Genomic DNA, 20,966 nt, shown 5'->3' with positions numbered 1-20,966 from the left:
CCCTCCTTAATCGGTATAGTTCATATTCTATTACCAATAAACTTTTTAAACAAGTTTAAAACAATCAAAATAGATAAAAACAAATAATTGGTCTATCCAAAAAAAGACTCAGACAAAACTGTCTGAGTCTTTGACTTAAATTCAGTTAGAAAGAGATGAACTGCTTTTTCTCACAAACGCAGTTTACCCTTTTTTCCGTTCATTTCTCATAATCGAAATTGATTGTTTCAATGAACTCCAAATGCCACCTTCACTATAAACAAGAACATTCGATTTATACATGTTTGCTGAAACGACTGTTAAGAAGAAAGTAATCAAGAGTAAGAGAATCAACGAAATCCATGCACCACCCAATCCCACTGTATCATTCGCCAAACGAATTGGCATAACATAAGAAGAAAGGAACGGGATATAAGAAGTAATCCGAATCACAATATTATTAGGATCTGATGCGCCAAGAATCAATCCCAAAAGATAACCACCTAATGAAAGATAAGTTACAGGTAGAATAGCTTTTGCGGTATCCTCTGCTTTATTGACCAATGAGCCACATAAAGCTGCCAACACAGAGAAAATCAGAATCCCTAAAATCATGAACGCTAATGAGAACCACAAGAATGGACCGAAGATATTCGTCAAAGAAATACCTGCCAAAATTTCTTTGACCATGTCCATATTCTTAAATTGTTGATATCCTACTCCAAAGATAACGCCATATAAGCCCATCTGTGTCAAAGCGACCAACAAAACACCGGTTAATTTCCCATAAAAATGTTTTTGTGCTGTCGTACTAGACAAAATAACTTCCATGATTCTTGTCCCTTTTTCCGACGCAATTTCTTGAGCAATGATTTGTGCATACGTCAAAATGATAATAAATAGCGTAATAGTGACCACATAACTTACCACATATTGCACAAGGGAATTATCTTCCCCAATAGTCATCTTCCCTTGGTCATCAAAGCTAACTTTTTGTCTATCCAACCCAGCCATCTCACTTAAACTTGCCACTTCTTGTGCAGAAAGCCCAAGTTGACTAGCACGAACAGTTGATTGAATACCTGTCAATTGTTGTTGAATCAACAATTGAGTACTTTGTCCCAGTGAATTTTCACTGTATAAAGTTCCTTTGACTTCATTATTAGCCATTGTAACGACTAGATAGGCATCAATTTTTTCATCTTCAAGTTGCTTTTGTGCTGATTTTTCAGAATCTACTTTTTCAAAACTAAATTCATCTGATTTTAGTTGGCTCATCTGTTCACTCAGTTGAGGATTCTCTGATAAAATACCGATTTTATTTACTTCACTATTATTCTGTGCAAAGTTCCCCGCCACATACATGATTCCCATCATAATAAATGGAACCAGAATCATCACTAGAAAGGAAATTGATTTTACATTTTTTAAATAAACATCTTTTGTAATAATCCAAAATTTACGCATCGAACTCACCTGCCTTCAGTTTGAAAATTTCTTCAAGAGTTGGCGGCTGTTGATTAAACATTGGGATATAGCCAAATTGTGTTGCACGAGTAAAGATTTCTTTACCTGCCTCGGGGTCTGACAACGTAATTTCAAGTGAATCATCTTCACGCGAAACGACTTTTTCAACACCTTCAACTTCAGCAACTTCAGCTTGTGTTAAATCTGATTCTAAAAATATTTTTGTTCGACCAAAAGACTCACGAATTTCATGAACCTTACCATCAAGTACCATTTTCCCATTTCGCAACATAATCAAATGATCGCAGATTTTCTCCACGTTATCCATATTATGACTGGAAAAGATAACACATGATCCTTTTGCTTTCAGCTCAAGAATACCATCTTTCAGTAGTTCTGCATTCACTGGATCCAGTCCGCTAAATGGTTCATCTAAAATAATCAGTTTTGGTTCATGAATCAATGTAGCAATCAATTGAACCTTTTGCTGGTTCCCTTTAGACAAAGACTTTACCTTATCTGTTTTCTTTCCTTTAACTTGAAACTTTTCCATCCAAAAATCAATCTTGGGCTCAATCTCTTTTCGTGTTTTCCCACGTAACTCTGCAAAATAAATCAATTGATCTTGAATCGTAACTTTTGGATAAAGCCCACGTTCTTCAGGCAAATACCCAATAATATCATATTCTTTTTCCCCTAATGGTTTACCATTCCACAAAATTTCTCCTTGATCTTGAGTCAAGAAATCCAAAATCAAACGAAACGTAGTTGTTTTTCCTGCACCATTTTGTCCAATCAACCCCATGATTTTTCCATCTGGTATTCGAAAAGATACATGGTCAACTGCAGTATAGTCGCCAAATGTCTTAACTAAATCTGTAACCTCTAACATCACTTCACTCCTTTTCTTCCCTAAACTGTTGCTCTTCATTTCATTCATAAAAATAGTTGAAACAGATACAAAAAGAGACAAGCTTTCTTGACTTAAAGATATTGGTCAAAAAAAACTTGTTTCAATCCATTTTTTCTTTATATAAAAAATAATAGGACACTTTACAAGGTTTGTAAAGTGTCCCTAACTTAGTTTTGACTTAGCTTATCGTGTACATTTTGTGCAACATTCTTTGGTAGACCAATTGCTTGCAAGTCTTCAATTGATGCTGCAGTGATATTTTTTAAAGACTTGAACTCCTTAAGTAAGGCTTTCTTTCGCTTAGGTCCAAGCCCATCAATTCCATCCAAACGAGAAGCAAAGCTGTTTTTGCTACGTAATTGACGATGAAACGTAATCGCAAACCGATGCACTTCGTCTTGAATCCGTTGAAGTAAAAAGAATTCTTGAGAATTACGTTCTAAAGGAATCACCGAAAGTTCAGGACCAAATAAAAGCTCACTTGTTTTATGTTTATCATTTTTTGCCAGCCCAGCAATCGGGATATCGACACCCAACTGATTTGCTAGCACTTCTCTGGCAACATCAACTTGCCCTTTACCACCATCAATCAAAATTAAATCGGGGAGTGGTAAGCCTTCTTTTAACACGCGAGAATAACGGCGATAAATCACTTCTTTCATCGATGCATAATCATCTGGACCTTGAACTGTTTTGATTTTATATTTTCGATACTCCTTTTTGGCAGGTTTTCCATCAATAAATACAACCATTGCCGAAACGGGTGATGTTCCCATAATATTTGAGTTATCAAACGCTTCGATACGAATCGGTGTTGGAATGTTCATTGCATTTCCTAATTTTTCTACAGCACCAATTGTTCGTTCTTGTTTTCGAACAATGAGATCAAAACGCTCATTTAATGCCACTCGAGCATTCTTATTGGCTAATTCAACCAATTTTTTCTTTTCTCCTCTTTGCGGTTGCAAAACTTTAGTTGAAAGTAGGGCTTCCACACTTGGCTTATCAATCGTATCTGGAATGAGCACTTCTTGTGGAATGAAGTGTTCATTTTCTTGATAAAATTGCCCGATATAAGTTAAGAAATCTTCTTCAGGTTCATTATAAAAAGGGAACATGGAAACATCACGTTCAATCAACTTTCCTTGACGAACAAAAAACACTTGTACACACATCCAGCCTTTATCAACAGCATAACCAAAAACATCACGATTCTTCAAGTCAGTATTTGTCATTTTTTGGCGGGTCATCACGGTATCAATTGCCCGAATTTGATCACGATACTCCGCAGCTTTTTCAAATTCCATATTTTCAGCTGCTACTTCCATTTTTTGTTGAATCTCTGTCTCAATCGCTACATAGTCGCCACCTAAAAATCGTTTAACTTCGTCCACAATTTCTGTGTAAACAGCTGGATCAACATGGAAGAAATAAGGACATAAACATTGTCCTAGATGATAATACAAGCAAGGTTCCTTTGTCTGACTTGGTTTACATTTACGTAGTGGAAACAATCGATCTAAAATTTTTTTTGTTTCATTAGCCGCACCAACATCTGGATAGGGACCAAAATACGTTGCTTTATCTTTGAGAACTTTTCGGGTAATGACCAAACGTGGATACTTTTCATTTGTGATTTTAATAAAAGGATACGTTTTGTCATCCTTTAGCATAATATTATATTTAGGATCATTTTTCTTGATCAAATTAATTTCTAAAAGTAATGCTTCAATATTTGATTCTGTAACGATATATTCAAAGTCTTCAATTTCACTGACTAATCGTTCTGTTTTTGTATTATGACTACCAGTAAAATATGAACGAACTCGATTTTTCAAAATTTTTGCTTTACCAACATAAATGATCGTCCCGTTCTTATCTTTCATTAAGTAACAGCCCGGTTGATCAGGAAGCAAAGCTAATTTGTTCTTAATTCTTTCGTTCATCGGGTGCTCCCCTCTTCGTTATTCTTTTATTTATTATAACATGGTTGTCAAGAACAAAGGTTCCCCTTCTATTAATTAACGTCAAAAAGAAGAGGCCGACTAGTTGCCGACCTCTCGCAATTGCGCTCTTTGATTTTTATTTCTTATAGGTATTGGTCAACCATTTGACGCAATTGTTCTTTTGAATGAACACCAACAGCTTTTTCGACTACTTGACCATCTTTTTTCAAAAGTAAAGTTGGAATGCTCATGATTCCGAATTGTTGTGGTGTTTCAGGATTTTCATCTACATCCATTTTTACAATACGAAATTCGTCTTCATCATATTCTTCTTGTAATTGTTCCAAAATTGGTGCTTGCATTCGACAAGGGCCACACCATGTTGCCCAAAAATCGATTAAAACTAATCCTTTATCTGTTTCTTGGCTAAATGTTTGATCTGTAATTTCACGTGACATAAAAAAGACCTCCGTTTTTATTAATCTCTGGCTAGTATAACACCTTCAACTCAATCCATCGAACAATTTGCTTACCATTAGTAAGTCTTACTTAAATTTCACAATCGTTGCACCATTTCCACCTTGATTTGCAGGTGCAAATTCAAAACTTTTCACGCTACGATGATTTTTCAAATACTCAGTGATTCCCTGACGTAACGCGCCAGTTCCTTTTCCATGAACAATCGTCACTTGTGGGTAGCCGGCTAAAATCGCCGAATCTAAGTATTGATCTACTTCATTTAGTGCCTCTTCATAACGTTTCCCACGCAAATCTAATTGATTCGCCACATGGCTACTTGATTCAGAACGAACAGCATGAACCACTCGTTGTTTTGGTTCTTTTTCAGGTGCTACTGGTGTTAAGTCATCTTCTGACACATTCATTTTCAAAATACCAATTTGAACTTGCCATTGATTCCCATTTTTCTTCAACAAAGTTCCTCTTTGACCATAAGTAGTGACTAAAACTTCATCTCCTACTTTTAAGATTTTTTGTTGTTTTGCTTTTTGTAACACTTTATTTTTTCTAAGAGTCTCTTCTTGATGTAAGTCAGCTAATTGTGATTTGGCATCAATCAGCTGGTGCTCTTTCACGTTCGTTTGACCGATTTGTTGCTGCATTTTGCGAATGTCAGCAATAATTTTTTCTGCCTTTTCCTCTGCTTCTGAAACCACTTCGTTCGCTTTTTTCTTTGCTTTTTCTAATTCCTTTTCGCGTTCTTCAAAGAAATAACTATATGCTTCTTTCAAGTTTGCTTGAAGTGCTTCCGCTTCTTCAACATAATGACGCATCTCTAAATATTCTGTTTCAGCCATTTTTCGACGCGTTTCTAAATCAGAAATCATTTCGTTTAAATCTTGGCTTTCGTCGTCGATTAGTTGTTTTGCTTCATCAATTACTTCTTGTGCTAACCCCAACCGGCTGGAAATTTCAAAAGCGTTACTTCGTCCTGGAACACCAATCAATAAATGATAGGTTGGACTCAAGGTATCAACGTTGAATTCCATACTAGCATTAATGGTGTTCGCTCGATTATACCCATAAATTTTTAATTCAGGATAATGAGTCGTTGCCATAACATAAGCCGATTTTTTACCCAAGTCATCCAAGATGGCGATCGCAAGGGCCGCACCTTCTTGTGGATCTGTTCCAGCACCTAACTCATCAAAAAGCACTAAACTTTTTTCATTTACTTTTGACAAGATTTCTACCGTGTTTGTCATATGAGAAGAAAAAGTAGAAAGACTTTGTTCAATTGATTGTTCGTCTCCAATATCCGCAAAAACTTCTTCAAAAATACCGATTTGGCTTTCCTCATCAACTGGAATTGGAAGACCTGCCTGTCCCATTAATTGAAGTAATCCAAGTGTTTTCAACGTGATTGTTTTCCCACCAGTATTTGGTCCAGTGATAACAATTGCCTGATACCCTTCACCAATGGAAATGTCATTTGGCACCACTTTTTCTTGATCGATTAAAGGATGACGTGCTTGCTTCAAGACAACATAGTTTTCTTCGCTGATCGTTGGCACGATTGCTTTGATTTCTTTCCCAAATCGAGCCTTTGCATTCATCAAGTCCATCTGTCCGATAACATACGCATTATGAATGATTTCTTGTCGATGTGGGACTAATTCTGCAGATAATTCACTTAAGATTCGTTGCACTTCATTTCGTTCTGCAATCTGATATTGACGTAAACGATTATTCAAATCCACAATTTGTTTTGGTTCAACAAATAACGTTTGCCCCGAAGCACTTTGGTCATGTACAACACCGCCAAAAACACCGCGGTACTCTTGCTTAACAGGAATAACATAACGATCATTACGCATAGTAATAATTGCATCGCTTAGATATTTCGCATTTTTCCCACGTACGATGCTATCCAATTGTTCACGAACCGTTTGTTCACTGCGACGAATATTTTGACGAATAATTTTTAATTCTGGCGAAGCATCATCTGTTACTCGCCCATCTTCATCAATTGCCTCTTTTAGTCGACGACTCAAAACAGGGATTGTAACTAATTGCTCCGCCCACATGTATAAACGATTAAACTCTATCTCACTGTCTTTTAAATCGTCGATAAAACGAGCTAATTCACTTGTTGTAGATAACACTCGAGAAACTTGCGCCAGTTCCACGCCATTTAAGTCAGCGCCAATTTCAATCCGTTTCATATGCGGACGAATATTTTCTAGTTTAGGGATTGGAATCCTTCCGCGTAATCGTTGTACTTTTAACCCGTCTTCTGTTTCCTGAAGAGCATTGGTAATCTTTTGCAATTGATTGTCTGGAACTAGTCGAGCAAGTTCTTCTTTTCCTTGGGCCGTCACGACAAATTGTTGGATCATCTGTTTTACTTTTTCAAATTCTAATGTTTCTAAAATTCGTTTATTCATTTTTTCACCTACTTCACTTTAACTATAAAAAGGAGTCTGGGATCAAACAAAAACCCCAGACTTTTTACATTTTTCAACTCACATACTACTAACTACATTAAAAACTCGTAATTTTCTTATCACTTTAAGAATGGTTCTTGTACCACAATCTTTTTCTCGAAATAACTCAGAATTGTTCAAAACTATGCATGCTGTTTTAGGGAAATTTTTATTGATGTAAGCTGAACGCCTTGCGCTACAACCTTATTTACGGTGTTCAAGAAGTAACTCCTGCAAAATAAGCCCAAATTACTCAAAAATTTGAGAAGCAATCTCTGGTAATTTATTCTTATTTATTGGAGCTGGGCACTTCTTTTACAACCTCATACACGGTGTTCTCAAAGCAGCTCCTTCGGCAATAAATCCCCTTTTCTTAAAATATGGAAAACTATTTTTAGAAAAGCATTCTTATTGCTTGAAGCTAAGTGCTTTGCGCCACAACCTTATCCACGGTGTTCCCAAAGCAACTCCTCGATATAGCTTGCAGTCACTTCAAAATATGAAGAACTATTTGAAGTGACCACTCGCTATCTTGTCGGAGTTAACGCTTTGCGCCACAACCTTATCCAATCACCCTCGTAATCCACAAATCATAAATTTTATTCGTTAATATTGGTGTGTTTTCAACAATATATCGAGCAAGTCCGCTACTTCTAAATTGGTTTTGGATAAAATCTGAAGGGACAAATGAAAGTAAACTCAACAGCAAGAAAATCATGACAAAAGTTACGACAACTGACAAAAGACCACCAGCTAGCCAATCAACTTGTTTCAGCACAGGCAAGTACGTTAAGCTGTGTACAAAGATACCAACAAATCGAGTAATCAACCAACCAGCCATTAAAATAAGAAGAAATGCGATACCTGCATAAAATGCTTGATCTAAACTAAAAGAAATCGTTTGATCGAAAAAGACCAAATCCGATGTTGGCGTTACGGCCGGATAAGGAATGTATAGTTCCAAATGATTCGCTAACTGCTTATAAAAATGTTGTGCGACAAGAAAAGATACCAAATAGCCAACAGTATAGACAACTTGTAAAGCAAATCCTCTTTTCGCACCAGAAAAAAAGGCAATCAGTAAAAAAATAATAATCAATAGACTTAGCATGCCATGTTCCTTTCTCTTCTAGCTTTAGTCAAAAAACTTTGTTTGATTAAGTAGCAGATTTCTGCTTGATTTGGCCTTTACGCTTCTCATTCAAAATCTGTTGTGCTTCAACATGATTTTTGATTTCACGATCAGGTTGACCATTTTCTTTCAAAACTTCACGTGCTTCGTTCTCGATGGCTTCCATCCGTTTCACACGATTTTCTAGTTCAGTAAACTTAATCATTTTTTTCTTTAATTGCGCGACTTCTTCATTTAATTCCAAGAGTTGCTCTTGTTTTTTCAACTGATCCGAAAGCGCGTTGACCGCCATTAAAATTGCGGCTTGTTCATTATCCATTTGTGGCGATAATTGTTTTAGCTCCATCAATTGGTCATTCACTAATTTTGTAACGATATCCATATGATGCTTCGTTTCGCGACCAATAATCGTATACGTCTGATTAGCAATCACTGCTTTATAGCGTGTTTTTTCATGCGCCATACGAACCATTTCCTTCCCATAATAAAATTCCTATATAGTGTACCACGAAGTTTTTATACGTGTGTACTTCGCACATTTTTCTTAAACATACTTTACTATTATATGATAAACTTTGAAAAAATGCTATGTCTCATCAGTGATACCTTGATCCTGTCAAATGAATCAAAACCTCATGATCACAGCAAATAATGGAGGCCTAAAATGAGTAATGTAATAATCAAAGTTTCTGAATCAAAAATGAATGAAATGAAAGCTGCTTACCAAGCAAATCTGCTTCAAAAAAAAATTCCCTATACAAATTTTTCTGCTAAAAAAAATGGGACAACAATCACTGCCTATACATCTGGAAAAGTCATGTTTCAAGGTGCCAATGCTGAGCAGGAAGCACGTCGATGGGGAAATGCAGCAGCTACCACCACAGCAAGTAAACCAAAAATCCCCGCCTCTCTTCCAAATAATCTCAGTCAACTGTCTGTATTAGGTAGTGATGAAGTGGGTAATGGAAGCTACTTCGGTCCCGTTACTGTCTGCGCCGCTTACGTTGATCGAGAGCACTTAAAAACTTTGAAAAACTTAGGAGTTAGAGATTCAAAAGAACTGAAAGATGCTCAGATTATCCAGCTATCGCAAGTTTTAAAGGAAACGATTCCTTATCAATTATTGGTACTTACACCAAAAAAATACAATGAAATTCAACCTGAATATAATGCTGTTAGGATGAAGGTAGCATTGCATAATCAAGCAATTCATTTGCTTTTACAAAAAATTTCACCAACAAAGCCTGAAGCAATTTTAATTGATCAATTTACCCCTGAAGCAAATTTCAAAAAGTATGCACGACTAGAAAAAAATAAAATTCAAGAAAAACTTTATTTTGTGACAAAGGGTGAGCAATATCATCTAGCAGTTGCTGCAGCTTCTATCATCAGCCGTGCAAGTTTTTTAGAAGAACTTGATAAAGCTTCTGCTGAACTTGGAATAACTTTACCATCTGGTGCAGGCACAAAATCAGATACAGTTGCAGCAACCATCTTAAAAAAGGGTGGTCTACCACTACTCGCCAATTATGCGAAGCTGCATTTTGCTAATACGCAAAAAGCACAAAAACTCATTTGATTATCCTTTTAAAATGTTGAAAAAATACTGAACAAACAAAGATCCCCGCAATGACTACTTTTAACTAAGCAGCCTTTTGCGGGGACAACATTGAAACTTTAGAATAAAAAGAACGAAATAGATTGAATTTCTAAAATATAGATAAGATAAGATAAGATAAGATAAGATAAAAACAAATCAATTTCCTTGTAGTCTTCTACTGACTTAACAAGAATTTTTGATTTTTACATAATATTAGCATTTCGAATATGAACAGAAACGAAGACTCATTTATCAATTCGTTTCTTATCAAAAGGAGGAAAGTAATCATGGGTGATTTAATCGTCAAGATAGGCGTGTTATCAGAAATGCTGTTTGCCTTTCTGATAATTGTGTTAGTGATTCTAACATTGGTACTCGTTATCAAAAAGCTAACAAAAAAATAAATAAAAATCGAAGATCTTAACCTACACATCTAAATACATGATTCGTTCACCATTTTCTGGATCATACCTTTGACTATCAACAAATCCAAAACGTTGATAATAAGGTATGATTTTTTCATTTTCGTCATGCACACTTAAATAAATTCGTTCAACGGCATATTGTTCTTTCATCAAATGAATGAGTAAAGGCAAAAATAAACTGCCATATGCTTTTCCCTGCGAGTTCGCTTCAATCATCAATCGGTCTAACCACATAGCCTGTTCCTTTTTAGCACCAATCATCGAAAAACCAACAAGTTTCTTACCGTCATACATGGCTAATGGTCGCCACCCCAGTGATACATCATAGGCTGCTTCCAGCAAAGATGTGGCATTCGTTTCAATAAAATTTACTTGATTATCTGAAACAGACAACGCAATAACGTCCCGCCAATTAGACTCGTCAACATCTTTAAGTAATAAGTTCATCCAAACACTCCTTCACAAAAAATATTTCCTTTTGCAATTATTATAGCTACTGAATTTTTCACCTCTTCTTAAAGCGAGTTTCTGATGCTTACTTTAAGTATAAGCTATTTGAGCTTAATGCTACATATCTTGCTAGATAACAATGTTCAGAAAACTAGTATTTAACATTTGTGAAAGTTCATCCTTTGTTTCTCACTGATATTTTCCACCTTGAGATCGAGTGTAAAAAATTGGCTACAACAATTGAGAAAAGCATAAAATCCAGATCATATCTGTTAAGTTATGATTTGGATTTTATGCTGTTGACGTATTCAATTAATCACTATCTTTTTGCACATTCATTACAATGTGGCTATATTTCTCGCAATACGTCACTTTGTAATTTATAAAAATTTCTTTGATCATATTGATTATCTCCTGCTTTTCTTTTGCTTTGAATTTAAAGCCAATCTTATGTCCAAGAGATTCTTGTTTTTTATTTTTATTCGCAAAAGGTAAGATAATATCGACATTCCCATCAAATGTTTGTGTAAACAGAAATATATTTTCATATAGATTTCGAAGTTCTACGTCAGATAAAAATTCAGCAAATCCATTACAAGAAATAATTAAATGATCATATTGCCCGAGCGTGGCCCTTGGATATTTTTCCAAAAAATCAAAAATAGAAATATTTTCTCTTGTTATAAAATGATTCAAACCAAATAATTTTTCTGCTAATAGTTGATTATTCTTCAACCATTTTGAATCAATGTCAATATTTAGACTTTCATAAGGTTTATTAAAGCAATTATTTGTTAAGTCGTTGATTCTATGTATTAGGCGCTCAATCTCAAGGCTATCAAAACCTGCCCCTGAACCAATATCAAGAAAGAAAAAAGATTCATTCTTTTCTATGTACTCTTTGATTTTTTGCCTTATTCCTTCTTGGATTTGTTGTCTCCTCCAAACAAGTGGTGGAGCGGCAACCTCTAACATTTTTTTGTCTACTTTTTTCCAAAAAAAACCCGACTGTGGTGTATTAAGTAAAACATAAAAAGTAACTTCTTCTGTTCCTGGACATCGTGACATGATATTAGCTAAAGGACTCAACTTTGTTAGCACTTCACCCAAAAATGTTAATGTATAAGGAGATGACGGTAGATTTTTACTTTTAAAACTACTTAGAAACAATTCTTCCTGATTTATTTTGTAGTAGAAAGAATCATTTTTTATTTCTATAAATTCCCATACCGTTGGTTCTTGCTTCACAACCTCCCAAGCGTCCTCGAACTTCAGCAAACTTTGATTAGTCATAGTTTTTCTTCTCCTCATTTTTTATTTAAAGTCATTGTGGCAGTAGATAATTGTATCATGAAAGGGGACTCTCTCTAAACTTTTCTAAAAAAACCGATATCATCTGTCTATCAAACCTATTGTTCCTAATAAGTAAGATGAACAAAAATTATAGCGTATAACAATTATGAAGTATCACCTTTTACGTGAATGACAAATTTTGTAAAAACCAAAAGCAATGCTACTTCAAAATAGAAAACATATAAAAAGAATAACAACACTTGTAGATTTATCCAAGGCACAATTTTTGTCTAAGGATATACAAAAACTGAAGAAACGATTAAGCAGCTTTTGACAGATATAAAAAACAGCATCCGATAGATCTCATATCAAAACTTGAAAAATCATACATACGATACTTATTTTTCTCACAATAAATCTAATCCTATAGTAAATGTGTACTCCTGTTGCTTTTTTATGAAAAATAAACAAAGGCTTCAGATATCTTTTTTAAAACGAAGATAACTAAAGTCTTTGTTTACAGTCTAAATCAAACGCGCGATGAATCAGTTTATATTTGATTTTTATTTATTGATAATTGTTATTCACTAAAATAAGCAAGTAATGAATTTGTCAAACTTTCTGCAAATTTTTCTTGGTAATCATCCGTTACTAATTCAGCCAAGTCAGAATCATTATTCATATACCCCATCTCCACCAAGATGGCTGGTTGAAGATTTTCTCGCAACACTTGATAGTTGCCATACATGATTCCGCGAGAATTCAGAGGCAACTCAGAAAAGCCATCAGCAATTGTTTGTGCAAGCTCCTCATTTTTCTCATAATAATAATAAGTAGTGATTCCTGTTGCTTCGTTCGCAATTTCTGTTGAATCAGCGTGCAAACTGATAAAGACATCAGCTGATTTTTCTTTGCTGAAGGTACAAATGTCACCAAGTTGGATAAATTCATCTGTCGTATGGGTCAAATAAACAGTTGCTCCCTCCGCCTCTAAAGCTGCTTTTAGTTTTTTAGCTGTACTCAGCGTGAGTGTCTTTTCTTCCGTCTGTTCGTCATTGCTCAATGCGCCGACATCATCTCCACCGTGTCCAGGATCAAGTACAATCACTGCGTCAGACAAACTAGCTGGTTGATTTTGTGTTTTCTGCACAAGCATTGTTCCATCTGTCTTGGCTAAATAACCCGTTGTCCCTGCATTCGTTTTTATTTGATAGCTGTCGTCTGTTTCGGAAAGATATTCCGTTAGTTCCCCACCATTAATCGTTGCAAGTTTTATCGTTAATTCTTTATCGGCATATAACGTACTATCTTCTTTACCAATTTTGATTTGCTGTCGTGTTTCATGACTACTTGTCGTTGTGCTGGTTGCTTTTATCTCAGTTGTTTGGGTGCTTCCTGTTTGTTCAGCTGTTGTCTTTTGTTCAAAGATTCCCAAATGATTTGTAGCAATGAACAAGACACCCACCACTAAAAATAAGCCACATATTTTTTTCATCTTCTCACTCACCTCGTTACAGATAGTGTAAGAAGTGAAGCTTAAAGGAAACTTAAATGTTCAATGATTGGTTTGCTAATAAATTTCCTTTGATTTTTTGCAAAATAAAAAGTTGTTCCTAGAACAGGAACAACTTTGGACTATTCTTCTTCTGCCATGAATGATGTCTACGGAGCAGTAAACATCATTCTATGGAATACCAACAATTTACGAAGTAGAAAAAACTACAAATATTACTAAATCAAACTAAAAATCAAAAGAATGGCATTCAAAATTGGGGCACATAGGAAAGGTAATGAATCATTATTCACATATTGATTAGTAACGAATTTCTGACGGAGAAAAAATACTGTATAAACCATTTAACGAAAGTTCATGGCCTTTGATATTTACTTCATTCCCCTCTATTTCGGTGATATTTATAGTTGAAACAAACTACAGAAAGGGGCCCTCATCATTTGAGTCCACGATAATTGAAATTTCTATAGACCTCAAACCACTAGACCTTGATTCTTCTATCATCTGTCTGTGTAACGGAAAGCAGCTATTTTTTTATCAGACATACACTTCCTCTGTACAGATGTTCCGGTACCTCCTCGTTCCACATTTCTGTACCTAAACTTATTAATGTGATGACCGTCATTGTTTACAGCATAATAAAGGAAACGGAATAACATCTAGAATTTATTCCTACTCATTCAAATATTTCCTAAGGTTTGATTGTTTCACCCCGTTCAACCCCCATATGATTGATACGGCCAACATTAACAAAATCAAAAGAAAAATCACCATTATATTAAATGGTTCAAAAATAGTCGCGAATAACTGAAACATCGCAGTTTTGCTAAAATATATTCTGTTCGAGATGTATACAAGTATACAGGCGATAACGGAATATATGGAGAATAATATTGTGTTTTCCAAGGCGATAATTGAAAATATCTCTGTTTTTTTAAAACCCAAGCTATACAAAATAGCTAATTCTTTGCTTCGATTGTTGATATACCCCTTATTCAAAAAGGCAATAAGAATCGCCGTGATCAGGGCGATAAGCACAGAACCTATGAGTAGTATTCTAACTAGATAGGAATAGATGGAACCTAGCTCACCATTCTTCAAATCATATTGAGATATCAAGTGATAGTAAGGATACATCGCTTCTAATTTTTTGGATGCCTCAGAAAGGTTACGCCCCTTATTCACCTTTACAATCATCATTGGATTTCCTGTTCCGACAGCTTCTTTATATGACTCATAATCTTGAATTATATTTCGGTTGAAATTCTTGGTCGCTTCGTTCACAGTCAATTGATTTTTATAAAAATTGTATGACTCCTCAGTTAGATAACTGGAGAGCAAGTCTTCTTGAAAAAAACTAGTATAGATTGGATAAGTTATATTTAGTGCATTCTTATAGTTAGTATTATACACACCTGACACGATATATTCGTTCTTCTTCTCTTGATTATCCTTATCCTTTATACTTAAGACAATCTTTTTTCCAATAATCCCGTCAAAATCATCGTTATTTTTTTCTAAAAGAACATAAACATCTGGGACAATTATTTCATTGGTTTTATCCGTTGGAAACTCTCCACTAAGTAATTCGAGATTATCTTTATTGTAATCACTTATCAATTCTTTAGGTACATGGCTCTTCACAAAATTAAAGGAAAGAGTATCGATCTTATTTCCAAGGTTCATGTATTTTTTAAGTTGATCCGAAAAGCTCGTACTTTGATAACTACTATTCAACGTATTATGGTCTTTGTCGTAATTAGATATAACGTCTCCAGCTGAAAGATAAACCTCCTTAACATTTTTGATATTTTCTGTTTTTTTTACATCTTCTTCAGAAAACGCTATTCGATTTCCGTCAAATGAACTTTGTATTCCACGTTCATTAAGGCTTTTAACTTCCTTTTGATTCACTCTTTGTGTATCTAAGAGTATGATTCGCTCTCCAATCCCATCAAATAATTTTTTGAAAGAGAGCGTTGAATTTGCCCGATACGCACTAAATCCTAAGATAAAAAAAGTCAGAATCAGAATCGTTGGAATCGCTAGATAAATAATCTTTTTTTTGGTTTTTGTTAAGCTGTTCAAGACATAGTTCCCTATCGGTTTTTTTTCACTAAATCTGTTTATTTCGATAGGCCGGGGAATATTGACACTTGAACTTGTCTCTGCTATTTTCGTGATTTTCTTATCCTGTAGTTCAAATACAACATCAGCTAGCTTTGATAGCGCTACGTCATGCGTAATAATAAAAATCAAGATTCCTTTATTCCTCAATTTATCAAGATAGTCCATAATTTTTTCAGAGGTCATCCCATCCAAATTTCCAGTCGGCTCGTCCAATAATACGATTTTAGGTTCTGCTATAATTGCTCGAGCTATAGCCACTCGTTGTTTTTGTCCCCCACTTAACTCTGAGACAGTATTTTGCTTAACCACTAAGATATCTAGATCATTTAATATTGTGTCGATTTTTTCATCTGGATAATTTCCAGTTAACTTTAGATTTTCATATACTGTGAAGTTATCGAGCAATTTGTAATCTTGGAAGACCAGCCGTATGTATTTTTCCCGAAGTATCGTCCATTCAGCATTGTTCAGGTTAGACGCTTCTTTTCCAAAAAGCCGATAGCTGCCAGAATAATCCTTATCCAAACCGAATAAAATATTAAACAAAGTTGTTTTTCCGCTACCGCTCTCGCCCACTAAGCTATATATCTTACTTGGATCATCGATATCGAGCGACATATGATCAAAAATCAGTTTATTCTTACTTTTGCTTTTGTATTTTTTAGTTAAATTTCTGATGGTTATCATAAAAAACCTCCTAAAAAAGAGCCATAGGAATGGCTCTTTTCAAAAATCCTTACATGTGACAAAAAATTAAGCATTAAACCAAGGAGCATGATAATATCTTGGGGCGATTAAAACCTGACCTTGACGATCAAGAAGAGGTTGTCCCCAAAAATCAGCAGAAGCAGATTGGTTAGGAGATAAGGTTACACTCTTGTCACCAATCCAAGCCCCACCAGCTCGTACAACTCTCAGATTATAATGTCCCGTCTCGTTTTGAGCATTTGCAGTTCCGACCCCAGAAACACTATTTGCATCCCATTGCCAACTAGAAGTCCAATTACCTTGCGCTGCATATACAGTCGTAGCACCGCCAACAAAAAATAATGTTACCGCCAAAACACCAAACAATCTTTTCTTCATTGATTCTCCTCCTAAACGCTAATTTTATTAAAATTAAAGAATGCCACAAATAAATGAATACGAAAAACTAACATTCTTTTAATTTCTCTATCTAAACAAAAATATGCTACTTCTACACTTAATTTCAAAAGATACCAGTAATCAAAAAAGTTATAGTATATTAGGCATAATAATGTTACACAAACTTACTCAATTAATTCTCTTTTTTTAGAATATCTTGTTACATCCATATAATTCATTTTTGGTTTATCTTTTTCTTTTACTTCAATATGCTTCCCACTAACCAAGTAAATTTTTTCAGGAGAAACGGGGCTATCACTAACGGAAATTTTAGTAATATTTTCTTTAATCCCATCTTCCTTAATCAAAGACTTAGTTTTCATAACATAAATATAAAGTGTGTCGTTAATTTGAACAGCCCCATAATTGGATACTCTTTCGAATTGATCTAATTTTGCTTTCCCTACAAGAATCAGTTGATTATTTTCTTTTTTTATACTGACTTTATCTAAATCATCTACGGGAATGATTGTTCTAGTCGTATTTTGATAAAATTTCCACCCAAAATAGCCGCCAATCAGTATTATCACGCTACTTAGCAAAACAATAAATACCTTTTTCTTCTTCATAATAGTCTACCCCTCTAATAATTTTATAGACCAACTTGAATTTTATAGCCATATTCTTCGAGAATCAATTGAAATAAAACTGGATATACAACTCGAATTAATAACAATAATATTTTTTATATGTATTCAAAATTATTATCTTAATCTGTTTATCCCCATATTTTATCAGTGATATTATCACAAATATAATATCATTAATAATATTCTTCCTTGAAGCCCTAGATTATAGAGTGAAACTTTCCGTTAAGCTTGATTAGAGCAATATTTCCAATAAAATTCTCTTACGTTATCGCTTTATTTTGATAATAGTGAAAGTAGTTCTGATTCTAATTGCTGAGTTATTGAAATATATTTTCTCTTTAGTAGAATAAATAGAAAAACATTAATTGTAAGCGACTCCTTTTACCTAACATCAATTTGCCAACCATTATTCAACCAATCGAATAATTGAAGAATAATCATAATAATCGCCTCCTAGTTTTTATAGCTATTGAAATATATTTCTTTATGGTTATGATTATATATGATAGAATGCTTCACTCTGCTATTAGGTACAAATATTCACTTATGATTAAACTAACTGGAGAAGACATACTATGGAAATTCATGAATTGTTACGCAAAATGCGTATAGACAGGGGAATCACGCAAAAACAACTTGCAGATAAAATAACAACAAGAGAATCTGTGGTGAAATATGAAAACGGCAAAAATCAGGTACCATTACTTGTTCTTTTAGAACTCTTAGAAAAAATAAATGTGAATTTAGATGAATTTCTATTTTATCTGCAAGTTGACAATATCAGAATCAAAAATAAAGAATTAAAAAAGCTAGTTAGATGTATTCATGAGGGGAAAAAACCTCCCCAATATATCTTGCATAATCTAAAAATAATTGCTGATAAAACAGGTGATATTGTAGATGTTCGAAACTTTTTAGTTGCAAAGGCATTCAATTGGTATAATAGATCAGGGAACGAGAGAGAATTTACCTATAGTAATCAAATATATATCAAGCAGATTATAGAATACTTGGATAGAGTAAATGAGTTTGGGAGATTTGAAATCACATCCTTTACCTCGTTGCTATTTTTATTTGAAACAAGTTACATAAACCAGCGTATGAATGAAATTGAAAAAAAAATTGAAAAAAACAGAGATTATGAAATATTTCATACCTCGCTGTATGCTCTTTACAATAATGCCTTTCTTCTAATGCTAGAAAGAAAAGATTATCTACACGCAGTGAAATATCTAAAAAAATACAGTAATGTACGAAATAATATGGTCTTTTCTAGAGAAACGGAAATCTATGTAAATTTTTACAGTCTATTACTCGATTATTTATTTGATGGTACGGGCAAAGAAAAAGAACTTATTCAATTTTTTAAAGGGTTAAAAATGATAAGTGCGGAAGGTCTGATTGATGAATTTCGAAGTGACTTGAGAAAGTATGAGAAAATATATGGACTCTGCAGAATCGATATTGATGTTTGATTACTTTCAAACAAGTCTAATGGAAATGGGTAGGAAAATTGGTATTTCCTATCCATACTTTTTTTATTTCTGATTCCCTAACAAAACAATTTTTTCTGCTTTGTAATACATCGGGTATCAGGCCATGCTTGGTCGTAAATTCTTAAACCGACATTTGACACTCTCACGCTTCATAATCTCGTTATTGTCAATTGAATGGTCTAGTGTGTTTGATGGTGACTTACGTTGCTTTTTTACGGAATTGTCCTTCAAGAATTGTCATTGAATATTTGTACCCGATAATTTCATCGGTATAGAAGTTTCTAGGTTTGTTTTCTCGATCTAGAATGACCTGTCTATTTTCGTCGATTTGGGTTTCGGTCGTGACCTTTTGGGTGACATCATCTAGGTATCCATGTAACCAGACATACACATGCTAGCCTTCTTCTAGACGCTGGTGCATCATTAAAGGACGTACAAGATTGACTAAGACATGCTTCAATCAAAATTACAATGGATACTTATGGTCATCTAAGTAAAGAGACAAAAGTCCAAACTGTTGATAAATTTGTTCAACATCTTAATGCTTGATAATCTAATGGCATTCAAAAAAGAAGAAAAAGAGCAGAACCCTTATATAATAAGGATTCTGCTCTTTAAAAGGACTATTCTTCTTCTTCCGCCATGAATGTATTGAAAACTTCTTCAATCATATCCCATTCAGCATCTGTTTCAATTTGTTGCAATTCGCCTTCTGTACCATCTTCGTTTTCGATGTAAGCATAAGCTTGTAACTCAACATCTTCATCTTCAGAAGCCCCAGCTGGGTATAATAGTACGTAGTTACGACCGAATTCTTCTTGCCCATCAACAGTCAATAAGATTTCGTAAAGTGTTTCGTTTCCTTGATCATCAACTAATGTGATGTGCTCATGTCCTTCATGGTCATGATCGTGTGAATGATTATGTTCTGTCATATCAATTCCTCTTTTCGTTTTCTAAAATAGTTGTTTACCCGAGCCGTCAAGATAGTTTTGTAAAATCATGACTGCGGCTAATTTATCAATTACTTTTTTTCTTTTTGCTCGTGACGTATTTGCTTGTTCCACTAACATGCGTTCAGCTTGAACTGTTGTTAGCCGTTCATCTTGAAATTCGACCGGTAAAGAAAATAGTTCTTTGATTTTTTCTCCATAAGCCATGGAAGCTTCTGCTCTTGGTCCGATTGAGTTATTCATGTTTTTGGGCAATCCTACAACAAATCGATCCACTTCATATTCAGCGACCAATTCTTTTAGACGGTCAAAACCAAATTCACCAGCTGCCTCATCAATTCGAATAATTTCTACACCTTGGGCAGTCCAACCGAATGGATCACTTACTGCGATACCAACTGTTTTTGAGCCAACGTCTAAGCCCATTACTCTCATAAATTCACTCCATGATTTGAAAGATAATCTTTCACGATTACTTCCATAATTTCGTCGCGCTCATGACGTCTGATTAAATTTCGTGCGTCACGATAACGAGGAATGTAGGCCGGGTCTCCAGAAAGTAAATAGCCAACAATCTGGTTAATAGGATTGTAGCCCTTTTCTTCCAAAGCCCGATAAACGATTGCTAATGTTTCACCGACTTCTTTTTTGCGATTATCATCAAAATCAAAACGTACGGTTTCATCTGTAAAACCCATGATTCTACACCTCTTTCCCGCAAGGTATTTATTCTACCTTATCCACATTCATTTTACTAGAAGAACGCTCAAACTACAAATAAATCTTATGTACTTTTTTCAGTAATAATAAAACATTTAACAATTGGAAATTTACCATTTGTTTTTTGTTTCTTTTTTTATTTGTACAAGCTTCTTTAATAAAACATTCGTTGTTCATTATACGTTATTTTAGATAAAATGTACGTTTTTCTGTTTCAAATAAAAAAAGTGATGGCAAAGTACAAAAAATCATTCTGGAGAGTTTGTAC

At 34.5% G+C, this 20,966-nt stretch carries 19 protein-coding genes and 1 pseudogene; 3 read left to right on the top strand and 17 right to left on the bottom strand.

Annotated features, from left to right (window positions below):
- Positions 1-183: 183 nt before the first annotated feature.
- From RV17_RS04620 to zapA, 7 genes are all read right to left on the bottom strand, one after another.
- Positions 184-1,446: an ABC transporter permease gene (locus tag RV17_RS04620; RefSeq protein ID WP_067481716.1), complete on the bottom strand. Its 1,263-nt coding sequence runs from the start codon at positions 1,444-1,446 to the stop codon at positions 184-186.
- A complete protein-coding gene (locus tag RV17_RS04615; RefSeq protein WP_067481714.1) occupies positions 1,439-2,338 on the bottom strand; it encodes an ABC transporter ATP-binding protein in 900 nt (299 codons plus the stop codon). The genes RV17_RS04620 and RV17_RS04615 overlap by 8 nt, the downstream gene beginning before the upstream one ends.
- A gap of 188 nt (positions 2,339-2,526) precedes the next feature.
- A complete protein-coding gene (gene uvrC, locus RV17_RS04610; protein ID WP_067481712.1) occupies positions 2,527-4,305 on the bottom strand; it encodes an excinuclease ABC subunit UvrC in 1,779 nt (592 codons plus the stop codon).
- Between the two features lie 143 nt (positions 4,306-4,448).
- Entirely contained in the window at positions 4,449-4,763 is a 315-nt protein-coding gene (trxA, locus tag RV17_RS04605) for a thioredoxin (RefSeq protein ID WP_067481710.1), read from the bottom strand.
- An 87-nt stretch (positions 4,764-4,850) separates the two neighbouring features.
- The gene (locus RV17_RS04600; protein ID WP_071868655.1) at positions 4,851-7,211 is read right to left on the bottom strand and encodes an endonuclease MutS2; all 2,361 of its coding nucleotides are present in this window, start codon (positions 7,209-7,211) and stop codon (positions 4,851-4,853) included.
- 601 nt (positions 7,212-7,812) lie between these two features.
- Entirely contained in the window at positions 7,813-8,361 is a 549-nt protein-coding gene (locus RV17_RS04595) for a CvpA family protein (RefSeq protein ID WP_067481644.1), read from the bottom strand.
- 46 nt (positions 8,362-8,407) lie between these two features.
- On the bottom strand, positions 8,408-8,845 hold the full coding sequence (gene zapA / locus RV17_RS04590) for a cell division protein ZapA (RefSeq protein ID WP_067481642.1): 438 nt from the start codon (positions 8,843-8,845) through the stop codon (positions 8,408-8,410).
- Positions 8,846-9,046: 201 nt separating this feature from the next.
- On the opposite strand from zapA, the gene rnhC reads away from it, so the two are divergent.
- Complete coding sequence (gene rnhC, locus RV17_RS04585) at positions 9,047-9,961, top strand: ribonuclease HIII (RefSeq protein ID WP_067481638.1); 915 nt, start codon at positions 9,047-9,049, stop codon at positions 9,959-9,961.
- 446 nt (positions 9,962-10,407) lie between these two features.
- Here rnhC and RV17_RS04580 read toward each other — a convergent pair whose 3' ends face one another.
- The 6 genes from RV17_RS04580 to RV17_RS04555 form a co-directional block, all read right to left on the bottom strand.
- On the bottom strand, positions 10,408-10,854 hold the full coding sequence (locus RV17_RS04580) for a GNAT family N-acetyltransferase (protein ID WP_067481636.1): 447 nt from the start codon (positions 10,852-10,854) through the stop codon (positions 10,408-10,410).
- Between the two features lie 315 nt (positions 10,855-11,169).
- Complete coding sequence (locus tag RV17_RS04575) at positions 11,170-12,150, bottom strand: hypothetical protein (RefSeq protein WP_071868654.1); 981 nt, start codon at positions 12,148-12,150, stop codon at positions 11,170-11,172.
- Between the two features lie 580 nt (positions 12,151-12,730).
- Positions 12,731-13,645, bottom strand: coding sequence for an N-acetylmuramoyl-L-alanine amidase family protein (locus tag RV17_RS04570; RefSeq protein ID WP_067481631.1), 915 nt, complete (start codon positions 13,643-13,645; stop codon positions 12,731-12,733).
- A 690-nt stretch (positions 13,646-14,335) separates the two neighbouring features.
- Positions 14,336-16,480 carry an ABC transporter ATP-binding protein/permease gene (locus tag RV17_RS04565; protein WP_071868653.1) on the bottom strand — a complete coding sequence of 715 codons (2,145 nt, stop codon included), beginning with the start codon at positions 16,478-16,480 and terminating at the stop codon, positions 14,336-14,338.
- Between the two features lie 66 nt (positions 16,481-16,546).
- The gene (locus RV17_RS04560; RefSeq protein WP_071868652.1) at positions 16,547-16,879 is read right to left on the bottom strand and encodes a hypothetical protein; all 333 of its coding nucleotides are present in this window, start codon (positions 16,877-16,879) and stop codon (positions 16,547-16,549) included.
- A 185-nt stretch (positions 16,880-17,064) separates the two neighbouring features.
- Positions 17,065-17,508, bottom strand: a complete 444-nt coding sequence (locus RV17_RS04555; RefSeq protein WP_071868651.1) for a hypothetical protein — start codon at positions 17,506-17,508, stop codon at positions 17,065-17,067.
- 596 nt (positions 17,509-18,104) lie between these two features.
- Here RV17_RS04555 and RV17_RS04550 point away from each other — a divergent pair.
- Positions 18,105-19,004 (top strand): helix-turn-helix domain-containing protein, encoded by a 900-nt coding sequence (locus RV17_RS04550; protein WP_071868650.1) that lies wholly within the window; start codon positions 18,105-18,107, stop codon positions 19,002-19,004.
- 220 nt (positions 19,005-19,224) lie between these two features.
- Here the strand turns inward: RV17_RS04550 and RV17_RS04545 are convergent, their stop codons facing one another.
- Complete coding sequence (locus tag RV17_RS04545; RefSeq protein ID WP_071868649.1) at positions 19,225-19,416, bottom strand: hypothetical protein; 192 nt, start codon at positions 19,414-19,416, stop codon at positions 19,225-19,227.
- Here RV17_RS04545 and RV17_RS13640 point away from each other — a divergent pair.
- A pseudogene (locus RV17_RS13640) lies at positions 19,389-19,574 on the top strand (tyrosine-type recombinase/integrase); the annotation flags it as partial. The gene RV17_RS04545 and the pseudogene RV17_RS13640 overlap by 28 nt on opposite strands.
- Before the next feature lie 74 nt (positions 19,575-19,648).
- On the opposite strand, the gene RV17_RS04535 reads toward RV17_RS13640, so the two are convergent.
- From RV17_RS04535 to RV17_RS04525, 3 genes are read right to left on the bottom strand one after another with little or no spacing between them, the layout of a single operon-like run.
- Positions 19,649-19,960 (bottom strand): DUF1292 domain-containing protein, encoded by a 312-nt coding sequence (locus RV17_RS04535; RefSeq protein WP_067481590.1) that lies wholly within the window; start codon positions 19,958-19,960, stop codon positions 19,649-19,651.
- 21 nt (positions 19,961-19,981) lie between these two features.
- Positions 19,982-20,413: a Holliday junction resolvase RuvX gene (gene ruvX, locus RV17_RS04530; RefSeq protein WP_067481589.1), complete on the bottom strand. Its 432-nt coding sequence runs from the start codon at positions 20,411-20,413 to the stop codon at positions 19,982-19,984.
- A complete protein-coding gene (locus RV17_RS04525) occupies positions 20,410-20,676 on the bottom strand; it encodes an IreB family regulatory phosphoprotein (RefSeq protein ID WP_067481587.1) in 267 nt (88 codons plus the stop codon). The genes ruvX and RV17_RS04525 overlap by 4 nt, the downstream gene beginning before the upstream one ends.
- Between the last annotated feature and the right edge of the window lie 290 nt (positions 20,677-20,966).

This window comes from Enterococcus thailandicus, from assembly GCF_001886265.1.
Classification (GTDB): Bacteria; Bacillota; Bacilli; order Lactobacillales; family Enterococcaceae; genus Enterococcus_B; species Enterococcus_B thailandicus.
The sequence above is the reverse complement of the archived record's forward strand: the minus strand, read 5'-3'. Positions and strand labels throughout refer to the sequence as shown.